The 19,269-nt window shown below is 63.7% G+C and carries 20 protein-coding genes and 1 tRNA gene; 4 read left to right on the top strand and 17 right to left on the bottom strand.

Features of this window, described 5'->3' with window-relative positions:
• Positions 1 to 5: 5 nt before the first annotated feature.
• From H0485_RS16245 to fabI, 15 genes are all read right to left on the bottom strand, one after another.
• Positions 6 to 674 (bottom strand): SDR family NAD(P)-dependent oxidoreductase, encoded by a 669-nt coding sequence (locus H0485_RS16245; RefSeq protein WP_226937006.1) that lies wholly within the window; start codon positions 672 to 674, stop codon positions 6 to 8.
• A 99-nt stretch (positions 675 to 773) separates the two neighbouring features.
• On the bottom strand, positions 774 to 2,249 hold the full coding sequence (purF, locus tag H0485_RS16240) for an amidophosphoribosyltransferase (RefSeq protein WP_226937005.1): 1,476 nt from the start codon (positions 2,247 to 2,249) through the stop codon (positions 774 to 776).
• Positions 2,250 to 2,440: 191 nt separating this feature from the next.
• Positions 2,441 to 3,067: a CvpA family protein gene (locus tag H0485_RS16235; protein WP_226937004.1), complete on the bottom strand. Its 627-nt coding sequence runs from the start codon at positions 3,065 to 3,067 to the stop codon at positions 2,441 to 2,443.
• 27 nt (positions 3,068 to 3,094) lie between these two features.
• Complete coding sequence (gene radA / locus H0485_RS16230) at positions 3,095 to 4,453, bottom strand: DNA repair protein RadA (RefSeq protein ID WP_226937003.1); 1,359 nt, start codon at positions 4,451 to 4,453, stop codon at positions 3,095 to 3,097.
• 184 nt (positions 4,454 to 4,637) lie between these two features.
• A complete protein-coding gene (locus H0485_RS16225; RefSeq protein WP_226937002.1) occupies positions 4,638 to 5,642 on the bottom strand; it encodes an LLM class flavin-dependent oxidoreductase in 1,005 nt (334 codons plus the stop codon).
• A gap of 2 nt (positions 5,643 to 5,644) precedes the next feature.
• Positions 5,645 to 6,082 carry a paraquat-inducible protein A gene (locus H0485_RS16220; RefSeq protein WP_226937001.1) on the bottom strand — a complete coding sequence of 146 codons (438 nt, stop codon included), beginning with the start codon at positions 6,080 to 6,082 and terminating at the stop codon, positions 5,645 to 5,647.
• 147 nt (positions 6,083 to 6,229) lie between these two features.
• A complete protein-coding gene (locus H0485_RS16215; RefSeq protein WP_226937000.1) occupies positions 6,230 to 6,976 on the bottom strand; it encodes an ABC transporter ATP-binding protein in 747 nt (248 codons plus the stop codon).
• On the bottom strand, positions 6,973 to 7,779 hold the full coding sequence (locus tag H0485_RS16210; protein WP_226936999.1) for an MlaE family ABC transporter permease: 807 nt from the start codon (positions 7,777 to 7,779) through the stop codon (positions 6,973 to 6,975). Before H0485_RS16210 ends, H0485_RS16215 begins: the two co-directional genes overlap by 4 nt.
• Positions 7,776 to 8,825 carry an alanine racemase gene (gene alr, locus H0485_RS16205; protein WP_226936998.1) on the bottom strand — a complete coding sequence of 350 codons (1,050 nt, stop codon included), beginning with the start codon at positions 8,823 to 8,825 and terminating at the stop codon, positions 7,776 to 7,778. Before alr ends, H0485_RS16210 begins: the two co-directional genes overlap by 4 nt.
• A 210-nt stretch (positions 8,826 to 9,035) precedes the next feature.
• Positions 9,036 to 10,544: an anthranilate synthase component I gene (gene trpE / locus H0485_RS16200; RefSeq protein ID WP_226936997.1), complete on the bottom strand. Its 1,509-nt coding sequence runs from the start codon at positions 10,542 to 10,544 to the stop codon at positions 9,036 to 9,038.
• Positions 10,541 to 12,400 (bottom strand): peptidylprolyl isomerase, encoded by a 1,860-nt coding sequence (locus H0485_RS16195; protein WP_226936996.1) that lies wholly within the window; start codon positions 12,398 to 12,400, stop codon positions 10,541 to 10,543. The genes trpE and H0485_RS16195 overlap by 4 nt, the downstream gene beginning before the upstream one ends.
• A 110-nt stretch (positions 12,401 to 12,510) precedes the next feature.
• The gene (locus tag H0485_RS16190; RefSeq protein ID WP_226936995.1) at positions 12,511 to 13,710 is read right to left on the bottom strand and encodes an aminotransferase; all 1,200 of its coding nucleotides are present in this window, start codon (positions 13,708 to 13,710) and stop codon (positions 12,511 to 12,513) included.
• Between the two features lie 184 nt (positions 13,711 to 13,894).
• A complete protein-coding gene (gene gpt, locus H0485_RS16185) occupies positions 13,895 to 14,404 on the bottom strand; it encodes a xanthine phosphoribosyltransferase (RefSeq protein WP_226936994.1) in 510 nt (169 codons plus the stop codon).
• Between the two features lie 23 nt (positions 14,405 to 14,427).
• Positions 14,428 to 15,039, bottom strand: a complete 612-nt coding sequence (locus tag H0485_RS16180) for a LysE family translocator (protein WP_226936993.1) — start codon at positions 15,037 to 15,039, stop codon at positions 14,428 to 14,430.
• A 2-nt stretch (positions 15,040 to 15,041) separates the two neighbouring features.
• The gene (gene fabI / locus H0485_RS16175) at positions 15,042 to 15,866 is read right to left on the bottom strand and encodes an enoyl-ACP reductase FabI (RefSeq protein ID WP_226936992.1); all 825 of its coding nucleotides are present in this window, start codon (positions 15,864 to 15,866) and stop codon (positions 15,042 to 15,044) included.
• Positions 15,867 to 15,991: 125 nt separating this feature from the next.
• Between fabI and pdxH the strand changes: the two genes are divergently transcribed.
• The 4 genes from pdxH to H0485_RS16155 all read left to right on the top strand — a co-directional run bounded on the left by pdxH (position 15,992) and on the right by H0485_RS16155 (position 17,976).
• Complete coding sequence (gene pdxH, locus H0485_RS16170; protein WP_226936991.1) at positions 15,992 to 16,612, top strand: pyridoxamine 5'-phosphate oxidase; 621 nt, start codon at positions 15,992 to 15,994, stop codon at positions 16,610 to 16,612.
• A gap of 114 nt (positions 16,613 to 16,726) precedes the next feature.
• Positions 16,727 to 17,320 (top strand): cold-shock protein, encoded by a 594-nt coding sequence (locus H0485_RS16165; RefSeq protein ID WP_226936990.1) that lies wholly within the window; start codon positions 16,727 to 16,729, stop codon positions 17,318 to 17,320.
• Complete coding sequence (locus H0485_RS16160; protein ID WP_226936989.1) at positions 17,317 to 17,814, top strand: DUF192 domain-containing protein; 498 nt, start codon at positions 17,317 to 17,319, stop codon at positions 17,812 to 17,814. The genes H0485_RS16165 and H0485_RS16160 overlap by 4 nt, the downstream gene beginning before the upstream one ends.
• 85 nt (positions 17,815 to 17,899) lie before the next feature.
• Positions 17,900 to 17,976, top strand: a tRNA-Pro gene (locus H0485_RS16155).
• A gap of 53 nt (positions 17,977 to 18,029) precedes the next feature.
• Here the strand turns inward: H0485_RS16155 and H0485_RS16150 are convergent.
• Entirely contained in the window at positions 18,030 to 19,097 is a 1,068-nt protein-coding gene (locus tag H0485_RS16150) for a tyrosine-type recombinase/integrase (protein WP_226937062.1), read from the bottom strand.
• Entirely contained in the window at positions 19,069 to 19,269 is a 201-nt protein-coding gene (locus H0485_RS16145) for a hypothetical protein (RefSeq protein ID WP_226936988.1), read from the bottom strand. Before H0485_RS16145 ends, H0485_RS16150 begins: the two co-directional genes overlap by 29 nt.

Genomic DNA, 19,269 nt, shown 5'->3' with positions numbered 1-19,269 from the left:
GGAACTCAGCCGAGCGCGAGGGCCAGCAGTTTTGCCGCCTCATCGCGCGGCTGGGCCAGCGGGCTGCGGTCCTCGCCCGGATAGAAGCGGGCGCGCAGAGCGGTGGGCATCGGCGCAGGCGTGCCGATCACCACTTTCGGGCCAATGCGCCGGGTCTCAGTCGCCCAGGCGCGTACGGCGGCCATCTGTGCCGCCTTGGTCATGCCATAGCAGGCGCCATTGGCACTGCCCGGCATCGGATCATCGGCAAAAAGCGCGGTGCCTTTATGCGCCACCAGCAGCGGCTCGACCGCGGTGATCAGGAAAGAGGCGGCGCGCAGATTGCAGGCGATGGATTTATCGAGATCCTTCATATCGACCGAGCCTGCAGGCGAGAGCGCGGTGGCATGGATCGCCATATGCGCCCAGAACCCCAGCCCGCCCCAGCGGTCATGGATCGAGCGGCAGAGATGACGCATCGCCTCTTCATTGGTCACATCCATCGGTGCCAGGGTCAGCGATCCCGCGCCCGGCAGGCCCTGAGCCTTCACCCGGTCATCGAGCTCTTCCAGCCCGCCGGTGGTGCGCGCCACCGCCACCACATGCCAGCCACGCAAAGCCAGCTGTTCGGCCAGGGCCGCACCCAGCCCGCGCGAGGCACCGGTGACAAGGGCGATTTTCTCGGAAGAGGACATAGCGGCTCCGGTGCAGGCGAGGGGAGCCGGGGGCGCTTCGCCCCCCGGACCCCCCGGGGATATTTATGGACAGATGAAAGCCGAAAAAACCGCTGCCCCCTATTCGGCGGCGGTCTTCATCTTAAAGCCCTCATCAAGCTTATCGGCCGGGGCGATCGGATATTCCCCCGAGAAGCAGGCGTCGCAATATTGCGGGCTGGCATGATCGCGGCCCTGCGCCTCGCCCGCAGCGCGGTAGAGGCCGTCGAGCGAGATGAATTTCAGGCTGTTAACGCCGATCCATTCGCGCATCTCTTCCTCGGTCATCGTCGCGGCGAGCAGTTTTGAGCGCTCGGGCGTATCGACACCGTAGAAACAGGGCCAGGCGGTGGGGGGCGAAGCGATGCGGAAATGCACCTCGGCCGCGCCGGCATCAAGGATCATATCCTTGATCTTGCGCGAGGTGGTGCCACGCACCACCGAATCGTCCACCAGGATCACCCGCTTGCCCTTGATCAGGCTGCGGTTGACATTGAGTTTCAGCCGCACACCCATATTGCGGATCGCATCGGTCGGCTCGATGAAGGTCCGGCCCACATATTGGTTGCGGGTGATGCCGAGCACGAAGGGAATGCCGGATTCGGCGGCATAGCCAATCGCTGCCGGGGTGCCGCTGTCGGGTACCGGGCAGACTACATCAGCCTCAACCGGCGCCTCACGCGCCAGTTCCACACCGATCTGATGGCGGGTTTCATAGACCGAGCGGCCACCGACAATGCTGTCAGGACGCGAGAAATAGACCTGCTCAAAGATGCAGGAGCGGCCTTTCGAGGCGCCGAAGGGACGCGAGCTTTCGATCCTGCCGTTTTCGATCACCACCATTTCGCCGGGATCGATCTCACGCACCAGCTCGGCACCGATAATGTCGAGCGCGCAGGTTTCCGAGGCCAGAACATAGCCCTGACCCAGCCGGCCCAGCACCAGCGGGCGCACGCCGAGCGGATCGCGGACCCCCATCAGCTTGGTCCGGGTCATGGCGATGACCGAGAAAGCCCCCTCAACGAGGCGCAAAGCATCTTTCAGGCGCTCGGCCTGGGTTTTCTGCAGCGAGCGCGCCATCAGATGGATGATGCATTCCGAATCCGAGGAGGACTGGAAGATCGCGCCGCGTTCGATCAGATCTTTGCGCAGACGCGCGGCATTGGTGAGATTGCCATTATGGGCAATGGCGCAGCCGCCGATGGCAAATTCGCCAAAGAAGGGCTGCACATCGCGGATCTGTGCCGCGCCTTTTGAGCCGGCGGTCGAATAGCGCACATGGCCGATGCCCAGATCGCCGGGCAGCAGTTTCATCACGGCGGCAGAGGTGAATTTATCGCGCACATAGCCGAAGCGGCGTTCGGAATGGAACCCGGTCTCGGGTTCATAGGTGACGATACCCCCGGCCTCCTGGCCGCGGTGTTGCAGGGCATGTAGCCCCAGTGCGACAAAATTGGCGGCATCGGTCAGGCCGATAACGCCGAAAATACCGCATTCTTCCTTTAGCTTGTCACCATCATTCAGCGGTTCGAACGGGTGGGCGGGGAAGCGGGGCATGTGGCCTCCTGGTCGGAGCTGGATCTGCCGCTGATTTAGTGGCTATCCGCGCCGGTGTCACCCCCCCGGTCATGCTTATGTTGCACGGGAGGGACAGCGTTTTCGCAGGCTTTGTCCTGAGCCGGGGCAAAGGGCAGATCCGCGCGCGCTCGGGGCCGATCCCGCGCGGCGCAGATCTGACAGCCTGGCCCTCAGGGCGCGGGGGCGGGGGCCGGGACTTCCGCCGGGGCGGCCGGAACCGGAGCCGGGGCGTCGAGCGGCGCGGCGCCGGGGCAGATATTGGTCAGATCGTTATAGCGGGCAAGGATCCAGCCCGGAGCATCCGAGGGAATAGCATTGTCGATCGAGACCTGGAAATTGGCAAAGACCTTTGCGGTGCGGGAATCGTCGATCGGCGCATAGGTCATATTCGACATGGCGCGGTCCCAGACGATGAAGGCAACCGCGATCAGCAGCACCCCGCGCAGCACGCCAAAGACGAAACCAATCGCCTGATCAACCCCGCCGAGCGCCGAGCGCTGCACCAGCGAAGAGAGCAGCGGCGTGAACAGCGCCGCAACGATCAGCGCCAGGGCAAAGACGCAGGCAAAGGCCGCAACCACCGATAATTCGCAGCTTTCACCCAGAAAATCGCCCACCATCGGGATCTGGCTGACAATTGGCTTGGCCGCCGGCGCCAGCATGAAGGCGACCACGGCCGCACCGATCCAGCCCAGGATCGCCATACCCTCGCGCACAATGCCGCGCGAATAGGCGAGAAGGGCCGACAGCAGGATGACTGCCGCAGCGATCCCGTCAATCCAGGTAAAGTTATCCATTCGCACTCTCCTCGGACGGAACAGGCCTCAGCCCGCGCCGAACATCTCACCGGTAAAGGCCGCGAGATCAGCCATCCCGCGCAGGTTCAGTCCAATTGCTGCGCCAGGCTTTGACCCCTTCGGCAGCGCCGCCTGTGTGAAACCAAGTTTCGCGGCTTCTTTCAACCTGTTTTCGGTTTGCGATACCGGACGCAGCGCGCCGGAGAGCGAGATTTCTCCAAAAAGCACCATATCGCGGGGGATGGCGACATCTTCGCGCGCCGAGAGCAAAGCCGCCGCCACTGCCAGATCGGCGGCCGGTTCGGTCACCCGCATACCGCCCGCAACATTGAGAAAGACATCAAGCCCGGTGAACGGAATGCCAACCCTTGCTTCGAGCACGGCGAGAATGGTCGAGAGCCGCCCCGAATCAAGTCCGACCACGGTGCGGCGCGGCGTGCCCAGCGGCGAGGGGGCGACCAGGGCCTGGATCTCGGTCAGCACCGGCCTTGTGCCCTCGATCCCGGCGAAGACCGCCGAGCCGGGGGCGGGCGCATCGCGATTGGCGAGGAAAAGCGCCGAAGGATTGGTGACCTCGGCCAGGCCCTGACCGGTCATTTCGAACACGCCGATCTCATCCGAGGCCCCGAAGCGGTTTTTCACCGCGCGCAGGATGCGGAACTGATGGCCGCGCTCGCCCTCAAAATACAGCACGGTATCGACCATATGCTCGACCACGCGCGGCCCGGCGATCTGGCCTTCTTTGGTGACATGGCCGACGATGATGATGGCGACGCCGCGGCGTTTGGCGAAATTCACCAGCTCATGCGCGGCGGCACGCACCTGAGAGACCGAGCCTGGCGCCGCCTCGACCGTATCGAGCCACATGGTCTGGATCGAATCGATGATCGCCAGCCCGGGGCGCTCGGCATCAAGCGTGGTCAGGATGTCGCGCAGAGAGGTTTCGGTGCCGAGCTGCACCGGCGCATCGGCAAGGCCAAGGCGCTGCGCCCGCATCCGCACCTGGGCCGAGGCCTCCTCGCCGGAAATATAAAGGCATTTCACCCCCTGGCGGGCAAAGCTGGCCGCGGCCTGTAAAAGCAACGTCGATTTGCCGATGCCAGGATCGCCGCCGACCAGAATGGCCGAGGCCGGTACCAGCCCGCCGCCCAGCACCAGATCCAGCTCGGACATGCCCGATTTCGCCCGCGGTGGCGGTGCTTCCTCAGTGGCCAGATCGCTCAGCGGGATCTGACGCCCGCGCGGGCCGATGGCTTTCGGGCCCGAGGAGAGCGGTGCCTCCTCAATGATTGAATTCCAGGCGCCGCAGTTTTCGCAGCGTCCGGCCCATTTGCGGAAACTGGCGGCGCAGGCGGTGCAGGTGAAGGAGGGGGCAGATTTGCTCATCTCTCTGACCTCGCACGGGGCGGGGCGGTTGAGCAAGGGGCGCGGGGGGGTGGAAAGAGGGAGGGCCGGAAAGAGGGAGGCCGGAAAGAGGAGTGGTGGAAAGAGGGGGCGCTGCCCCCTCACCCCCGGGATATTTGCAGACAGATGAAAGGGGCAGACTTATTCAGGCTTCAGGCTTCAGGCTTCAGGCTTCAGGCTTCAGGCCCCAGACCCCGGCCGTCAGGGCCAGCGAGCGGCGGCGCGCCTCTGCGTCGAAAATATCGCTGACGATGATCAGCTCATCCGCGCCGGTACGGCGCTGCAGCGCTTCGAGCCCGGCCTTCACCCGTTCGGGCGTGCCGATCACCGCGCAGCCCAGCATGCGGCTGACCTGGGCTTTCTCGGAAGCGGTCCAATAGGTCTCGATATCGTCAATCGGCGGCTGCGACAGACCGCGGGCATTGCGGAAAATGCCGGTAAAGCTCATCTGCGCCGTGGTGAAAAGGCGGGTCGCCTCTGCCTCGGTCTCAGCGCAGATCACATTAACGCCGACCATCGCATAGGGCGCGGCAAGCTGCTCGGAGGGCTTGAACCGCGAGCGGTAGAGATGCATCGCCTCATCGAGGTAATCGGGCGCGAAATGCGAGGCAAAGCCGTAGGGCAGGCCATATTCGGCCGCCAGCATCGCGCCATATTGCGAGGAGCCGAGCACCCAGAGATCCACCTCGGCCCCGGCAGCGGGCCAGGCGCGGATATAACCCGGCTGATCATCCGGAGCGAACCAGTGCTGCAGCTCGGCAATATCTTCGGGGAAACGCTCGGCCGCGCCCTGGGGGGTACGGATGGCGCGCAGGGTTGCCTGATCGGTGCCGGGCGCACGGCCCAGCCCCAGATCAACCCTGCCGGGGTAAAGCGCGGCGAGGGTGCCGAATTGTTCGGCGATGATATAGGGTGAATGGTTCGGCAGCATGATCCCGCCCGAGCCGATGCGGATGCGTTGCGTATGCTGCCCGGCATGGGCCAGCACCACCGAGGTCGCCGCCGAGGCAATGCCCTGCATATTATGATGCTCGGCCACCCAGTAACGGTTAAAGCCCAGCCGGTCGACATGGGCGGCGATGCTCTGCGCTTCGGCCAGGGCCTCACGCGGGCCCGCGCCTTCGCGCACGCGCACGAGGTCAAGCAAAGACAGCGGAACGGGGGTTTGCATGGTCACACCTTTTCAGCCGGGCGCGCCGCAGAGCACGCAGAGATCACCAGCGAGCTAAGCACGCAGAAGCTGAAAAGCCAGAGCCCCCAGGCGGTTTCTATACTCAGCCAGCCCGCGCCCTTGGCCAGCACGACATAAAGCGCGATCAGAAACACATCCGCCATGGCCAGCTTGCCGAGAAACTGCAGCCCGGGCAGCGCGCGGGCGGACAAAAGACCGAAATGCAACAGCGCAAGTCCGATGGTCTTGGCATAGGGGGCGAAGATGGCGAGGAAAGTCACCAGCAGCGCCAGCCCCGGCTCATCGCGCCAGAGGGACTGCAGCCCGCTGATGACGGAAATCTCATCCATGCCAAAGACCGGCAGAAAGGCGGCGCGCAGCAAAGGCGCAAACCAGGCGATGGGAAAAAGGATCAGCAGCAGTAAATTGGCATAGCGCATGGGCGATAGCTGGCAGTGCCCCGGCTCATGGTCAAGAGGCGGGGCCGGTGCGCCCGGCCCGAGGCCGCCTCCCTGACGGTATATTGAGCAAAGCGGAAACAGCTCTGGCTTTCCCTTCCTGAACTATCCCCGCCGGAGGCGCTTTGATCAGCGCAGCGAGGGGATCGGCCCCTCGGCGCGGCCATGAATGAACTGGCTGACATAGGGGTCGGCGGTGGTGTCCATCTCGGCCACGCTGCCGCTCCAGCGCAGTTTGCCGCCATGCAGCATGGCGACTTTATCGGCAATGGCGCGCACCGAGGTCATATCATGGGTGATGGTCATCGCGGTTGCGCCCATCTCGGATACGATCTCGCGGATCAGATCATTGATCACGCCCGACATGATCGGATCGAGCCCCGTGGTCGGCTCATCAAAGAAGATGATCTCAGGCTCTGCGGCGATGGCGCGGGCAAGGCCGACGCGCTTTTGCATACCGCCCGACAACTCGGCCGGGAAGCGGTCGGCCACTTCCGGGCCAAGGCCGACGCGGCGCAGTTTGGCGATGGCGATCTCTTTTGCCTCGGCCTTTGGCCGTTTCAGCCGGCCGCGCAGCAGGCGGAAGGCGACATTTTCCCAGACCGGCATGGAATCGAACAGCGCCGCGCCCTGAAACAACATGCCAAAGCGGGCTAGAAAATCATCGCGGTCATGGCTGGTGACATCCCGGCCATCGAGCAGGATGGTGCCGCTGTCAGGGGTGATCAGCCCCAGAACCGATTTCAGCATCACCGATTTGCCGGTGCCCGAGCCGCCGATGATCACCATCGATTCGCCCCGGCCGATCGAGAGATCGACCCCGTTCAGCACCCGGTTGGCCCCGAAGGCCTTATGCACATCGATAAGCTCAATCATGCGGAGAAGAAGATCCCGGTCAGAAGATAATTGGCGGCAAGGATCAGCACCGAAGACGAGACCACGGCCGCCTTGGTGGCATCGGCCACGCCTTTGGCGCCGCGCCCCGAATTCATCCCGTGCCAGCAGCCCGAAAGCGCGACGAGGAAGCCAAAGACCAGGCCTTTGACCAGGCCCGAGCCGATGTCCCAGGCCTGAAGAAAATCGACGGTATTCTGCAGATAGCTGGCCGAATTGAACTCGAGCCGGGTCACGGCGACCAGCCAGCCGCCCATGATGCCGATGGAATCGCAGACCGCGACCAGCACCGGCCCGGCAAGGGTTGCGGCCAGCAGGCGCGGCACGGTCAGATATTTCATCGGATCGGTGGAAAGCGTGGTCAGCGCGTCAATCTGCTCGGTCACTTTCATCGTGCCGATCTCGGCCGCGATCGAGGAGGCGACCCGTGCTGCCACCATCAGCCCGCCAAGCACCGGCCCCAGCTCACGCGCCATGCCGATGGCGACGATCTGCGGCACCACGGCTTCGGCGCCGAAGCGGTTGCCACCGGCATAGATCTGCAAGGCCAGCGCGCCGCCGGTGAAGATTGCGGTCATGCCGACGACCGGCAGCGAATACCAGCCGATCTGCATCAGCGCCTGGCCGAATTCGCGCCAGTAGAAGGGCGGGCGGAACAGATGGCCGATGGCGCTGGCGGCAAAAAGCGTGATCTGGCCGATCGAGGCCAGCAAAGCCAGCACGGGGCGGCCAAGCGCCGCGAGCGCGCGCAGAGGCGCGGCGGCCTGTTCCGCGGTCTGGCTCATCCCCTGGTCTCGCTGTAGCGGCGGCTATAGCGCTTGCCGAGCGCGGTCAGGATCTCATAACCGATGGTTCCGGCGGCATCGGCCAGATCATCGACCGACTGATGCGGCCCGAGAATATCGAGGCTTTTCGGCACTTCGGCGAGATGGGTCACATCGACAGTGATCAGATCCATCGATACCCGGCCGACCAGCGGGCAGGGGGTGTCGCCATCCCAGAGCACGGCATTGTTTGACAGCGTGCGCGGCAGGCCATCGGCATAGCCCGCGGCCACGGTGGCGATCACCGCGGGGCCTTCCGGCTCCCAGGTGGCGGAATAGCCGACGATCTCGCCAGGCAGCACCTCACGGCTCTGGATCACCGGCAGCGACAGGGTGACGGCGCGCTCGGCCATCTCGAAGGGCCGCCCGCCATACATGCCGATCCCGGCGCGGCAGAGGTCGAAATGATATTTCGGCCCGAGCAGGATGCCGCCGGTGGCAGCAAGGCTGCGCGGCACGCCGGTGCCATCGGTCATCTCATGGAAGGCCTGCAGCTGCAGCTGGTTCATCGGGTGATCGGGCTCATCGGCGCAGGCCAGATGGCTCATCAGCATCGCCGGACCGGCCTCGATCAGCAAAGGCGCAACCGCCTGCCATTCCACCGGCTCAACGCCGAGCCGGTTCATCCCGGTATCGAGCTGTACGCCAAAGGCATGGCCGGGCAGGGCCTCGAGATGGCGGGTGATCTGCTCGAGGCTGTTGAGCATCGGCGTCAGCTCAAGATCATTGAGCATCTCGGTATCGCCGGCCATATGGCCCGAGAGGATATTGATCTGCGGTCCGGGGCCAAGCGCCTGGCGCACCGCCGCGCCTTCCTCGGCGGCGGCAACGAAGAAGCGCCGCGCCCCCGCCCAGGCCAGAGCCCGCGCCACCTTGCCCGCGCCCAGCCCATAGGCATCGGCTTTGACTACGGCAGCGGTCTGCACCTCTGGCCCGGAAAGCCGGTCCAGCGCGCGCCAGTTGGCGGCGATTGCGTCAAGATCAATGGAAAGGATCGCGGTGGCCATGAAGAAACTTTCTCGACACGATGCTCTGACAGGTCAAGGAAAAACCGGACCCTCCGGTTTACTTTAACCCTGGTTGTGGTTCCGGCCCGGATGGGGCCGAAAGCCTCCGGCGGGGATATTTAAGGACAGATGAAAAGCGCGGGAATGGGGTTCATCTGTCCGTAAATATCCCGGGGGCACGGGGGGCTGCCCCCCGCTGACCCGGCTCATTCAGCTGTTGCCCCGGCGGGAAAACAGACCAGCATCCTGGGCCGCGCGGCGCAGGGCATTGGATTTGTTCACGGTTTCCTGGTATTCGGCTTCGGGGTCGCTGTCATAGACCACGCCGCCGCCGGCCTGGATGTAAAGCTTTTCATCTTTCAGCACTGCGGTGCGCAAAGCGATGCAGAAATCCATCTCGCCATTGGCGGCGAAATAGCCGCAGCCGCCGCCATAGACGCCGCGTTTTTCCGGCTCAAGCTCGTCGATAATCTCCATGGCGCGCACCTTTGGCGCGCCCGAGACCGTGCCTGCGGGCAGACCGGCGAGCAGGGCCGAGAGCGCATCCTCGCCCTCACGGATCTGGCCCACCACGTTTGAGACGATATGCATCACATGGCTGTAGCGCTCGATCACGAATTTCTCGGTCGGGCGCACCGTGCCCAGTTTTGCCACCCGGCCCACATCATTGCGGCCCAGATCGAGCAGCATCAGATGTTCGGCCAGCTCTTTCTGATCGGCCAGCAGATCCAGCTCCAGCGCCTTATCCTCTTCCGGCGTGGCGCCGCGTTTGCGGGTGCCGGCGATCGGGCGGATCGTCACCTCGCCCTCGCGCAGCCGCACGAGGATCTCGGGGCTGGCGCCGACCACCTGATAGGGGCCGAAGTTGAAGAAGAACATGAAAGGCGAGGGATTGGTGCGGCGCAGCGAGCGGTAAAGCGCGAAGGGCGGCAGCGGAAACTCCATCGACCAGCGCTGCGAGGGCACCACCTGGAAAATATCCCCGGCGCGGATATAGTCCTTCGCCTTCTCAACCGCCTGTTTATAGCTTTCATGGCTGAAGTTTGAGGTCAGCTCGCCCGAAATCGCGGCGCCGTCGATCTCGCGCTGCACCGCGGGCGCGCGGTCGAGATCGCGCAAAGCATCCATCACCCGCTCGGCCGCCTGGGCATAGGCTGCCTGGGCAGAAAGGCCGGAACCGGCCCAGGCCGGGGCGACGATGATCACCTCACCTTTGACCCCGTCCAGCACGGCGACGACCGAGGGCCGCATCAGCACCGCATCTGGCAGGCCAAGCGGATCGGGGTTCACATCGGGCAGATGCTCGACGAGGCGGATCATATCATAGCCGAGATAGCCAAACAGCCCGGCCGCCGCCGCCGGCAGTTCTTCGGGCATCTCAATGCGGCATTCGGCGATCAGCGCGCGCAGCGTGTCGAGCGGATGGCCCTCAAGCGGTGCGAAAGCCTCGCTGTCATAGCGGGCGGCGCGGTTGATCTCGGAGGTCTCGCCGTGGCAGCGCCAGACCAGATCGGGTTTCATGCCGATGATCGAATAGCGGCCACGCACCTCGCCGCCGGTCACCGATTCCAGCATGAAGGTGTCCTTGCGCGCCTCGCCGAGCTTGAGCATCAGCGAGACGGGCGTGTCGAGATCGGCGGCGATCCGCGTCCAGACCAGCTGGTTCTTTCCCTCTGCCCAGGCTTTTTCAAAGGCGGCGAAAGAGGGTTCAGGTTTCATCTCAGGCTCGAATTCACAAGGGTGATGGCATTCTGGTCGAGGGTGACCCCGGCCTCGGAGGAGACGCTGTCGGCAAAGCCGAGATAGACATCCTGGGCAAAGCCCTGTTCGAACTGCGCCGCGATCGAGGTTTTCAGCGCCTCGGCCTCGGCCCCGGTTTCGGGGGCCTTGGCAATGGTGTCGAGACGCAGCAGCGCGGTGAAGCCCGGCTCGCTGATCAGGCGCAGCTCGCCCGCTTCCATGCTGAAGATGGTCGCCATCAGGCTGGCCGGGGCATTGGGGATGCTGCCCTCGCGGGCAATTTCGGGCACGCTCTCAAAGCGCGCGGAAAGATCGGCGCCAGCTTTGATCTCGGCCTGCAGCCGCTCCGCCTCGGCCACCAGCGCGGTTTTCAGCGCCGCGCTCTGCAGCGCATTGGTCACCGCCGGTTTTGCCTCCTCAAACGGGATCGGCGCCGGGGGCAGGGTGGCGACAAATTCCAGCGCGATCACGCCCCCATCATCAAGCGCAATCGCTTCGGCGAAATCGCCCTGTTTCAGCGCTTCGGCGGCCTGACGGAAGGCGGCATAGCCTGCGAGCTTTTCGCCCTGACCCCCGGGGATATAGTCAATCGTGCCGCTGACCATGCCGGTCTGATCCGCCAGTTCCTGCAGCGAAGCGCCACCGGCCAGAAGATCGTCGATCTCGTCAATACGGCTGTTGATCACCGCCCGGGCGGCTTCGAACTGCTGTTCGGCGGCCAGCTCTTCGCGGGCATCCTCAAAACTGGTTTCCTCGCCCGGCAAAATGCCGTTGACGCGGAACAGGGCCGGGCCAAGCGCACTGTCGCCTGCGACCACCTCACCCTGAGCCGCAGCAAAGACCGCAGCCCCGGCATCGCCAAGCTCGGGCTCGGAAATATCGCCCATATCGACCGCATCCATCGGCAGGCCGCGCGCCGCGACCAGCTCCTCGAAACTGGTGCCAGCGGCCAGAGCGGCCTCAGCGGTTTCGAGGGCGGCCTCGTCGGGATAGACCAGACGCTCAACCAGGCGGCGCGGCGGCACGACGAATTCGGCGATCCTTGCGTCATAGAGGCGCTTCAGCTCGGCCTCATCCACCGGCTGCTCTTTCGCCAGATCATCGGGCGAGAGCCAGGCGTAGCGGATCTGTTTGGCCTCGGGCCGGGTGAAATCGGCGATATTCGCCTCATACCAGGCCTGCAGCTCTGCTTCGGTCGGAGCCGCCATCGGGCTGGCCAGATCGGCCTCGGTCAGGCGCAGCATCGAATAGCCGCGACGCTCGGCGATGTAAGCATAAAGCGCCTGGGTCGCGGCCTCGGGCGCGACGAAACCGCCGGTCACGGCGCCGGTCAGCAGGCTGCGGGCGGCATCGCGGCGCAGGCCATTTTCATATTCGGTGTCCTTCAGCCCGCTGCGGCTGAGCAGTTCGCGGTAGAGCGAGGGGTCGAAATTGCCGGAAGAGCCGGCAAAAGTGCCATCGGCGGTGATCATCCCGGCCACGGTCTGATCGCCGACCGAGAGGCCGGCCTTGCGCGCCGCATCATCGAGCGCGGCGCGGGTCACCAGATCCGAGAGCGCCTGACGGTCGATGCCAAAGGCCAGGGCCTGCTGCACGGTGATCTGCTGGCCGAACTGGCGCGACAGCTCGGCAGCCTGCTGCTGCACCGCACGGGCGTAGTCCTGGGCCCTGATATCGGTCTCACCGACCGAGCCGATGCTGCTCAGCGTGTTCTGAAAGCTGGTAACGCCAAACCCTCCGAGGCCCAGGATCAGCATCCCGGTCATGGTCCAGGTCAGGACCGACTGGCCCTTGTTAGACTTTGCCTTGCTGGCCTCGTCGCGTGCTTTCGCCATAGGTCGGGCTCCGGTCAGGAAATTTTTGTCTGTCTAGTGGCAAGGGGGGCGCGGGGCAAGGGCGGCCAGCCGCCAGCGGCAGAGCTCGCCTTGCGTTTTTCAGCGCCGGGTCAGGGGGCGGGGCTGTAATCCTGCAGGCGCTCAAACAAGGTCGCGATGCCGGCGCAGTCGATATTGGCAAAGGCAATGCGAATCTGCTTTTGCGCCGCCCTCGTGCCTTCGGGGGCGAAATAGCTGCCGGGCAGCATCAGCAGCGCCAGATCATCGACCAGCTGGCGGCAGAGCTGGTCTGAACTCAGCTCAAACGGATGCTCGACCCAGGCAAAATAGGCGCCGCAGCCGATCAGCTTCCAGCCTTTCAGTGCCGCAAAGCCCCGGATCATCGCCTGACGCCGGGCCAGAATCTCCTGGCGCTCGCCCTCGAGCCAGCCGCCGAGATTCTCCATCCCCCAGAGCGCGCCGATCTGGCCGAGCTGTCCCGGGCAGATCGCCACCGTGTCGAGAAATTTCTCGATCTCGGCCAGCAGGGGCTGCGCGGCGATCACCGCGCCGACGCGGTGGCCGGTCAGCCGGTAGGCTTTGGAAAAGCTGTAGAGCAGGATGGTGGTGTCATCCCAGGCCGGATCTTGCAGCAGATCATGCGGCACGCCACCCGATGCGGGCGACCAGCGGCTGTCGAAATCGCGGTAGGTCTCATCGATCACCAGGGCGAGGCCATGGGCGCGGGCCAGATCGCGGAAAGCGGCAAGGGTTTCGGGCGGATATTCGACCCCGCCGGGATTATTCGGCGTGACCAGAACAATGGCGCGGCTGCGCGGCGTGATCAGGGCGCGGGCGGCCTCGGGATCAGGGATCAGATCTGGTCCGGTCTCCAGCGCCAGGGTGGTGACCCCCGCCATATCGAGCCACATTTTATGATTGAAATACCATGGCACCGGCAGGATGACCTCATCGCCGGGACCGGCAAGCGCCGCCATCACGGCGCAGAAGGCCTGGTTGCAGCCCTGGGTGACGCCGACCTGGCCCGGGCTGACCCGGCCGCCGGTGGTGGCAGAGAATTTCGCCGCAATCGCGCTGCGCAGCCCGTCAAGGCCCAGAACCGCACCGTAAAGATGGGCGTCAGGATTGTTGAGCGCGGCCTCGGCAAGCGCCTGGCGCAAAGCGAGCGGCGGGATCTCAACCGGCGCGGCCTGGCTGACATTGATCAGCGGGCGCGCGGGGGGGAAGCTTTTGCCCTCAATCCAGCGCCGCGCCTCCATCACCGGCGGGAGTTCGGTGGCGGAGAGGTTCGGATTGACGGGCAGGGGCATGATTATCCTCGGTCAGCGATCTGGGCCGGAGTTTTGGCTGCGCTGCGCTGAGTTGCAAGCCTCATCATGGGGCGATGCCGCCCTGCCGGGGGCTTTCCGCCCCGAACCCCCGAGGATATTTGTCAGAAAACGGGAAGGGCGCAGGCCATGGAAAGCAAAAGGGGCCCGAAGGCCCCTGATCTGATCAGTCTGCGCCGCGATAGGGCTGGACATATTGCAAAGCCATATCCCAGGGGAAGAAGATCCAGGTGTCCTGGCTGACCTCGGTCACATAGGTATCGACCTGGGGCTTGCCATGCGGCTTGGCATAGACCGTGCCGAAATGCGCTTTCGGATAGAGTTTGCGCACCAGCTCCAGGGTTTTGCCGCTGTCGACCAGATCGTCGATCACCAGAATGCCCGAGCCATCGCCCATCAGCTCATCCTGCGGCGATTTGGTCACCACCGCATCGGCGCGCGACTGGTGGTTATAGCTTTTCACGCTGATCGTATCGATCACCCGGATATCAAGCTCGCGGGCGACGATCATCGCCGGAACGAGGCCGCCGCGGGTGATGGCAACGATGGCGCGCCAGCTGCCGCCTTCGCCCGGACCCTTGCCGTCGAGACGCCAGGAGAGGGCGCGGGAATCGCGGTGGATCTGGTCCCAGCTGATGTGGAAGCCTTTTTCATGCGGCAGGCGTTCAGGTGCCATGGGAAGTTCCTCAGATGTCGCCCTCAGGCGATGGCAATTTTCAGACCCAGGGCCGCGAGCACGACCCCAAAGCTGCGGTCGATCACGGCTTTCAGTCTGGCATAGGCGCGGCGGGAGCGCTCGAAGGAGAACAGCCGCGCGATGGTCAGGTTGCAGGCGATCTCATTGACGCAGATCATCGCCATCAGAGCGAGGATCCAGAGCGGTGAGACCCCCGGGGGCACGGTGCCGACGAAGACCGCGCCAAAAAACACCGCTGGTTTGGGATTGGCGAGCTGGGTGGCAATCCCCAGCCAGAGCGCTGAAAGCGGGCTGCGCGGCAGGGCGCTTTTGTGATCGGGCAATGGCTCGTCGGCATGGCGCCACATCTGCAGCGCGATCCAGATCAGAAACAGCCCGCCCGCGATCTTGAAGCCCCAGAACAGAGCCGGGGCGATTTTAAACAGGATCGCAAGGCCGAACAAAGCCGCCAGCGCCCAGAAGACCGCGCCAAGCGCCAGCCCCGCCGCCAGCCAGACCGAGACCCGGAAGCCCTCGGTCACCGCCAGCCGTGCAGACATGAGGATTGCCGGACCGGGCGAGGCCGCGGCCACCAGGTGCAATCCCCAGGCTGCAAGAAAGGCGGCGAGGGTCATGATCAGCCGTCTTTGCGGCCGGTGACGACGTCAATATCGGGCGAATCCACGGCCTTCATCCCGATGGCATGATAGCCGCAGTCGACATGCAGATTCTCGCCCGTGGTGCCCGAGGCCAGATCAGACAGAAGATAGAGCGCCGATTTGCCGACCTCCTCCTGGGTGACATTGCGGCGCAAAGGTGAGTTCAGCTCATTCCATTTCAGGATATAGCGGAAATCACCGACGCCACTGGCGGCGAGGGTCTTGATCGGCCCGGCCGAGATCGCATTGACCCGGATGCCCTCTTTGCCGAAATCCTCGGCCAGATATTTGACCGAAGCCTCCAGCGCGGCCTTGGCCACCCCCATCACATTGTAATGCGGCATCACCTTTTCGGCGCCGTAATAGGTCAGGGTCAGCATCGCGCCACCTGGACCCATCAGTGCTCCGGCCCGGCGGGCCACGGCGGTGAAGGAATAGACCGAGATATCCATCGAGGTCAGGAAATTGGCACGGCTGGTATCGGCATAGCGGCCGCGCAGCTCGTTTTTATCGGAAAAGCCGATGGCATGGACCACAAAATCCAGCTTGCCCCAGGCCGCTTTCAGCCCGTCAAACAGCTGGTCGAGACTGTCCTCGCTGGCAACGTCGCATTCAAAAAGCATCGGCTCGCCAAGGCTGCGCGCCAGCGGTTCAACCCGCTTTTTCAGCGCTTCGCCCTGGTAGGAAAACGCCAGTTCAGCGCCCTGTGCGGCCAGGGCCTGCGCGATCCCCCAGGCAATCGACTTATCATTGGCAAGGCCCATGATCAGGCCACGTTTGCCTGCCATCAGTCCGGTTGACATTCCTGGTCCCTCACACACTTTATCAGTCTGACAGCGTTTACCTCTAGGGCCAAAAACAGGCTCCCGCAAGGGAGGCGCGCAGCCGCAGGGGGCGCCAGAGCCCCATTTTTTACAGGAGAAAAAGGGTGGAAAGATCGGGAATTTTTGCCGGAGAGAACCCTTTTCTGATTGCACAGAACTGGCTGGCCGAGGCCGGGGCCACCGAGCCGAACGACGCCAATGCCATCGCGCTCTCAACGGTCGATGCCTCGGGCCTGCCCAATGCCCGCATGGTTTTGCTGAAGGAAATTGAGCTGGGGCCGACGCCTGGCGAGGGTGGTTTTGTCTTTTATACCAATTACGGCTCGGCCAAGGCGGCTGAGATTGAGGCCGGCGGTAAGGCGGCCTTTGTGATGCACTGGAAAAGCCTGCGCCGCCAGATCCGGGTCCGCGGCCTCGTCAGCCGTGAAGAGGGGCCCCAGGCCGATGCCTATTACGCCAGCCGCAATCTTTCGAGCCGGCTCGGGGCCTGGGCCAGCCGCCAGTCGCAGCCGCTGTCCTCGCGTGAGGCGCTGATGGCGGAAGTGGCAAAGCTGACGCTCACCAAGGGGCCGAACCCGGCGCGTCCGCCCTTCTGGGGTGGCTACCGTATCAGCCCGCTGGAAATTGAGTTCTGGGCCGACGGCGCCTTCCGGCTGCATGATCGTTTTCGCTGGTCACGTGCGCAAATCACCGCCCCCTGGTCGGTTTTGCGCCTCAACCCCTGAGTTATATGGTCGGAATAAAACAAATCTGGTGGTGTGTTACGATTCCCTCTTGAACTGAGGGGCCTTAAAGTCGCATCAACTCCCAGGGCTTAATCTGGGGAGATAGTCCTTCTTATGACTGAAGAAGATAAGGCCGTGCAGGTGTTGCAGGGTCGGGTGAAGTGGTTCGATCCGGCTAAGGGCTTTGGCTTTATCGTCAGCGAACACACCACAGCCGACATTTTGTTGCATGCGAATGTTCTGCGTAATTTTGGGCAGAGTTCGGTGGCGGATGGGTCTGGTATCGTCGTTAAGGTCCAGACCACACCGCGTGGGGTGCAGGCAATTGAGGTTCTCGGGGTTGAGCCCCCCGAAGGACAGCCTGTCCCGCTGGGGGAGCTGGCGGGAGAGCACACCGCTGAGGAACTGCGCGCGCTGCCGCTTGAGCCGGCGCGGGTCAAATGGTTTGATAAAGCCAAGGGATTTGGCTTTGCCAACGCCTTCGGGCGCAATGAGGATATTTTTGTCCATGTTGAGGTGCTGCGTGTCTCGGGTTTTGCCGATCTGATGTCGGGCGAAGCCGTGGCGCTGCGGGTCATCGATGGCCGTCGTGGCCGGATGGCGGTGCAGGTGCTGAGCTGGGAACGCGCGATCAATCCGGAGGCGGGGGCGCAGCTCGGGCTGCAGATTGTCCCCGATACCGCCGATCAGGTGCGGAGCCAGGGATGACCGGCCGCGCTGCCATTGCTTTCGTGACCGGGGCGTTAATTGCCCTCGGTTCAGGCAGTCTGGCAGAGGCGGCGGGCAGCTGCTCGGCGGCGCGGGTGGATATCCGCGCTGCTGAAACCGGCGCTGCGGCGCGGCAGAGCTTTACGGTTGAGCTGGCCGATACGCCGGATAAACGTGCCTATGGGCTGATGAACCGCGCTTCTCTGGCCCCGGATGCGGGGATGCTTTTCATTTATGACTATCCGGAATCAGCCACCTTCTGGATGAAGAATACGCTGATCGGCCTGGATATCATCTTCGCCGATGCCAGGGGCGAGGTTGTCTCGGTTCAGGCCAATGCCATTCCCGGTGATCTGACCCCGCTTTATGGCGGCGAGGCGATCAAATTCGTGCTGGAAATCAATGCCGGACTTGCCGCGGCCTCTGGGATTGCCGCGGGCAGCCAGCTGCGCCATCCGGCGATCGGCGATGCCGCGCTCTGGCCTTGCGACTGAGCCGGAATAATTTGCGGCAACCGGGCCGGAAAGCCATAAAGAGTGCTTTCCCTTCCGTTCGTTACAGGTTATGTGAGGCCTCAGTCGGGGCGTAGCGCAGCCTGGTAGCGCGACGGTTTTGGGTACCGTAGGTCGAGAGTTCGAATCCCTCCGCCCCGACCAACACTTAGCAGGTTTTCAGGTGGTCCGTTTTGCAGTTCGTTTTGCAAAACTGTTCACGATCGCTTCCGGGCCGCCTCCAGCTTCTGCGCTATTCCATCCGACATTTCTGGCGACAGGGCTGCATATCGGCCGATCACCTCGGAGGCATGCTTGATGCTCCATCCCATGCAGGTTGCGATTTCTTTGAGGCTGGCATCTGCCCACAGGAGGCGGGTCGCTGCCGTGCCTCTGGCGTCGTAGAGGCGTAGATCCGAGCGAATGCCAAGCTTATCACGCCACTGGCTTACGGCATCACCGAGATAGTTTTCGTGCTGGTAGGGCTGGCCGGATTTGTTCACGATGAATTGACTCTGACCCACGGGGGTGTCAGCAATCAGTGCCGCCATGCGCACTGTCACCGGAATTGATGCCAGTCGTTTACGCTTTGCCGTCCAGACTACGATCCTCTGACCGCCGGGCGTCGGATGGATGTGAGCCCTGCCGAGTTGAGCCAGATCGCCGGGCCGCAGCCCGGTTTCGGTAGCCGCGATCAGGATGCGGGCGATGTGGGGCGGTGCGCCTGAGATGAACGCCTCGATTTCCGGTTCAGTCCAGAATACCTCCGAGCGATTTGAGCGATACATGCTTTTCAGCTTGGTCAGGTGGTTCTGCCTCAGCGTGGTGCGATCATGGGCCCAGCCCACGATACGCTGAAGATGGCGCATGCGGTCATCGCCAACCTTGCCGCCTATGTCATCGCGCCATTTCAGGACTACGCCGCGAATGCGCGGATCCTCGAAGATCGAGCGAGGTCCAGCGCCGAACTTATGATCAATCCCGCTGGTGGGGTGAAAAATGGAATTGCGCATGTCAGCCTGGGTACGCTGGCTCAGGCGCAGAAAGTCTTGCGAGGTGGTGAAATCCAAGAGCACCTCACGGAACAAGCCCTTGGCCATGTCAGCCACGGGACGAGCCGCAGAGAGTGCAGCCAGGTATTCGGGTGAGCCGATAGCGAAGCTCATGCTGTCATTCCAGAACGGAACCGCCCCGCGGCCTCGCGTGGCATAGTGGTACTCGCGTGTGCTTCCGTCCGCCAGCTTGCGGCGGATGCGGTTAATACCTTTCACTGGAATCTTGACCATTTTCACGGAACCATGCGTCAGCGGCGTTTTCGGTTGTTGCGGTATGGTTGATCGCCTCGGGGGCGATGAAGGCAATCCCGAGGTGGGTCTGGATGGCGACCTTACCATGCTTCTCGGCAACCTTCACGGCGCGCGAGAGTTGCGCCTCAGTGAAGGTCTGGCGCTTTCCCAT

This window comes from Pseudogemmobacter faecipullorum (assembly GCF_020539525.1).
Classification (GTDB): domain Bacteria; phylum Pseudomonadota; class Alphaproteobacteria; order Rhodobacterales; family Rhodobacteraceae; genus Pseudogemmobacter; species Pseudogemmobacter faecipullorum.
Note: the sequence above shows the minus strand (reverse complement) of the source record. Positions and strands in the feature narration are given on the sequence as shown.

Bases quoted from the DNA above. Each gene is read 5' to 3' on its own strand.
- H0485_RS16245 (WP_226937006.1), bottom strand. From the start codon at position 674: ATGTCCTCTTCCGAGAAAATCGCCCTTGTCACCGGTGCCTCGCGCGGG.
- purF (WP_226937005.1), bottom strand. From the start codon at position 2,249: ATGCCCCGCTTCCCCGCCCACCCGTTCGAACCGCTGAATGATGGTGAC.
- H0485_RS16235 (WP_226937004.1), bottom strand. From the start codon at position 3,067: ATGGATAACTTTACCTGGATTGACGGGATCGCTGCGGCAGTCATCCTG.
- radA (WP_226937003.1), bottom strand. From the start codon at position 4,453: ATGAGCAAATCTGCCCCCTCCTTCACCTGCACCGCCTGCGCCGCCAGT.
- H0485_RS16225 (WP_226937002.1), bottom strand. From the start codon at position 5,642: ATGCAAACCCCCGTTCCGCTGTCTTTGCTTGACCTCGTGCGCGTGCGC.
- H0485_RS16220 (WP_226937001.1), bottom strand. From the start codon at position 6,082: ATGCGCTATGCCAATTTACTGCTGCTGATCCTTTTTCCCATCGCCTGG.
- H0485_RS16215 (WP_226937000.1), bottom strand. From the start codon at position 6,976: ATGATTGAGCTTATCGATGTGCATAAGGCCTTCGGGGCCAACCGGGTG.
- H0485_RS16210 (WP_226936999.1), bottom strand. From the start codon at position 7,779: ATGAGCCAGACCGCGGAACAGGCCGCCGCGCCTCTGCGCGCGCTCGCG.
- alr (WP_226936998.1), bottom strand. From the start codon at position 8,825: ATGGCCACCGCGATCCTTTCCATTGATCTTGACGCAATCGCCGCCAAC.
- trpE (WP_226936997.1), bottom strand. From the start codon at position 10,544: ATGAAACCTGAACCCTCTTTCGCCGCCTTTGAAAAAGCCTGGGCAGAG.
- H0485_RS16195 (WP_226936996.1), bottom strand. From the start codon at position 12,400: ATGGCGAAAGCACGCGACGAGGCCAGCAAGGCAAAGTCTAACAAGGGC.
- H0485_RS16190 (WP_226936995.1), bottom strand. From the start codon at position 13,710: ATGCCCCTGCCCGTCAATCCGAACCTCTCCGCCACCGAACTCCCGCCG.
- gpt (WP_226936994.1), bottom strand. From the start codon at position 14,404: ATGGCACCTGAACGCCTGCCGCATGAAAAAGGCTTCCACATCAGCTGG.
- H0485_RS16180 (WP_226936993.1), bottom strand. From the start codon at position 15,039: ATGACCCTCGCCGCCTTTCTTGCAGCCTGGGGATTGCACCTGGTGGCC.
- fabI (WP_226936992.1), bottom strand. From the start codon at position 15,866: ATGTCAACCGGACTGATGGCAGGCAAACGTGGCCTGATCATGGGCCTT.
- H0485_RS16165 (WP_226936990.1), top strand. From the start codon at position 16,727: ATGACTGAAGAAGATAAGGCCGTGCAGGTGTTGCAGGGTCGGGTGAAG.
- H0485_RS16160 (WP_226936989.1), top strand. From the start codon at position 17,317: ATGACCGGCCGCGCTGCCATTGCTTTCGTGACCGGGGCGTTAATTGCC.
- H0485_RS16150 (WP_226937062.1), bottom strand. From the start codon at position 19,097: ATGGTCAAGATTCCAGTGAAAGGTATTAACCGCATCCGCCGCAAGCTG.
- H0485_RS16145 (WP_226936988.1), bottom strand. From the start codon at position 19,269: ATGGGAAAGCGCCAGACCTTCACTGAGGCGCAACTCTCGCGCGCCGTG.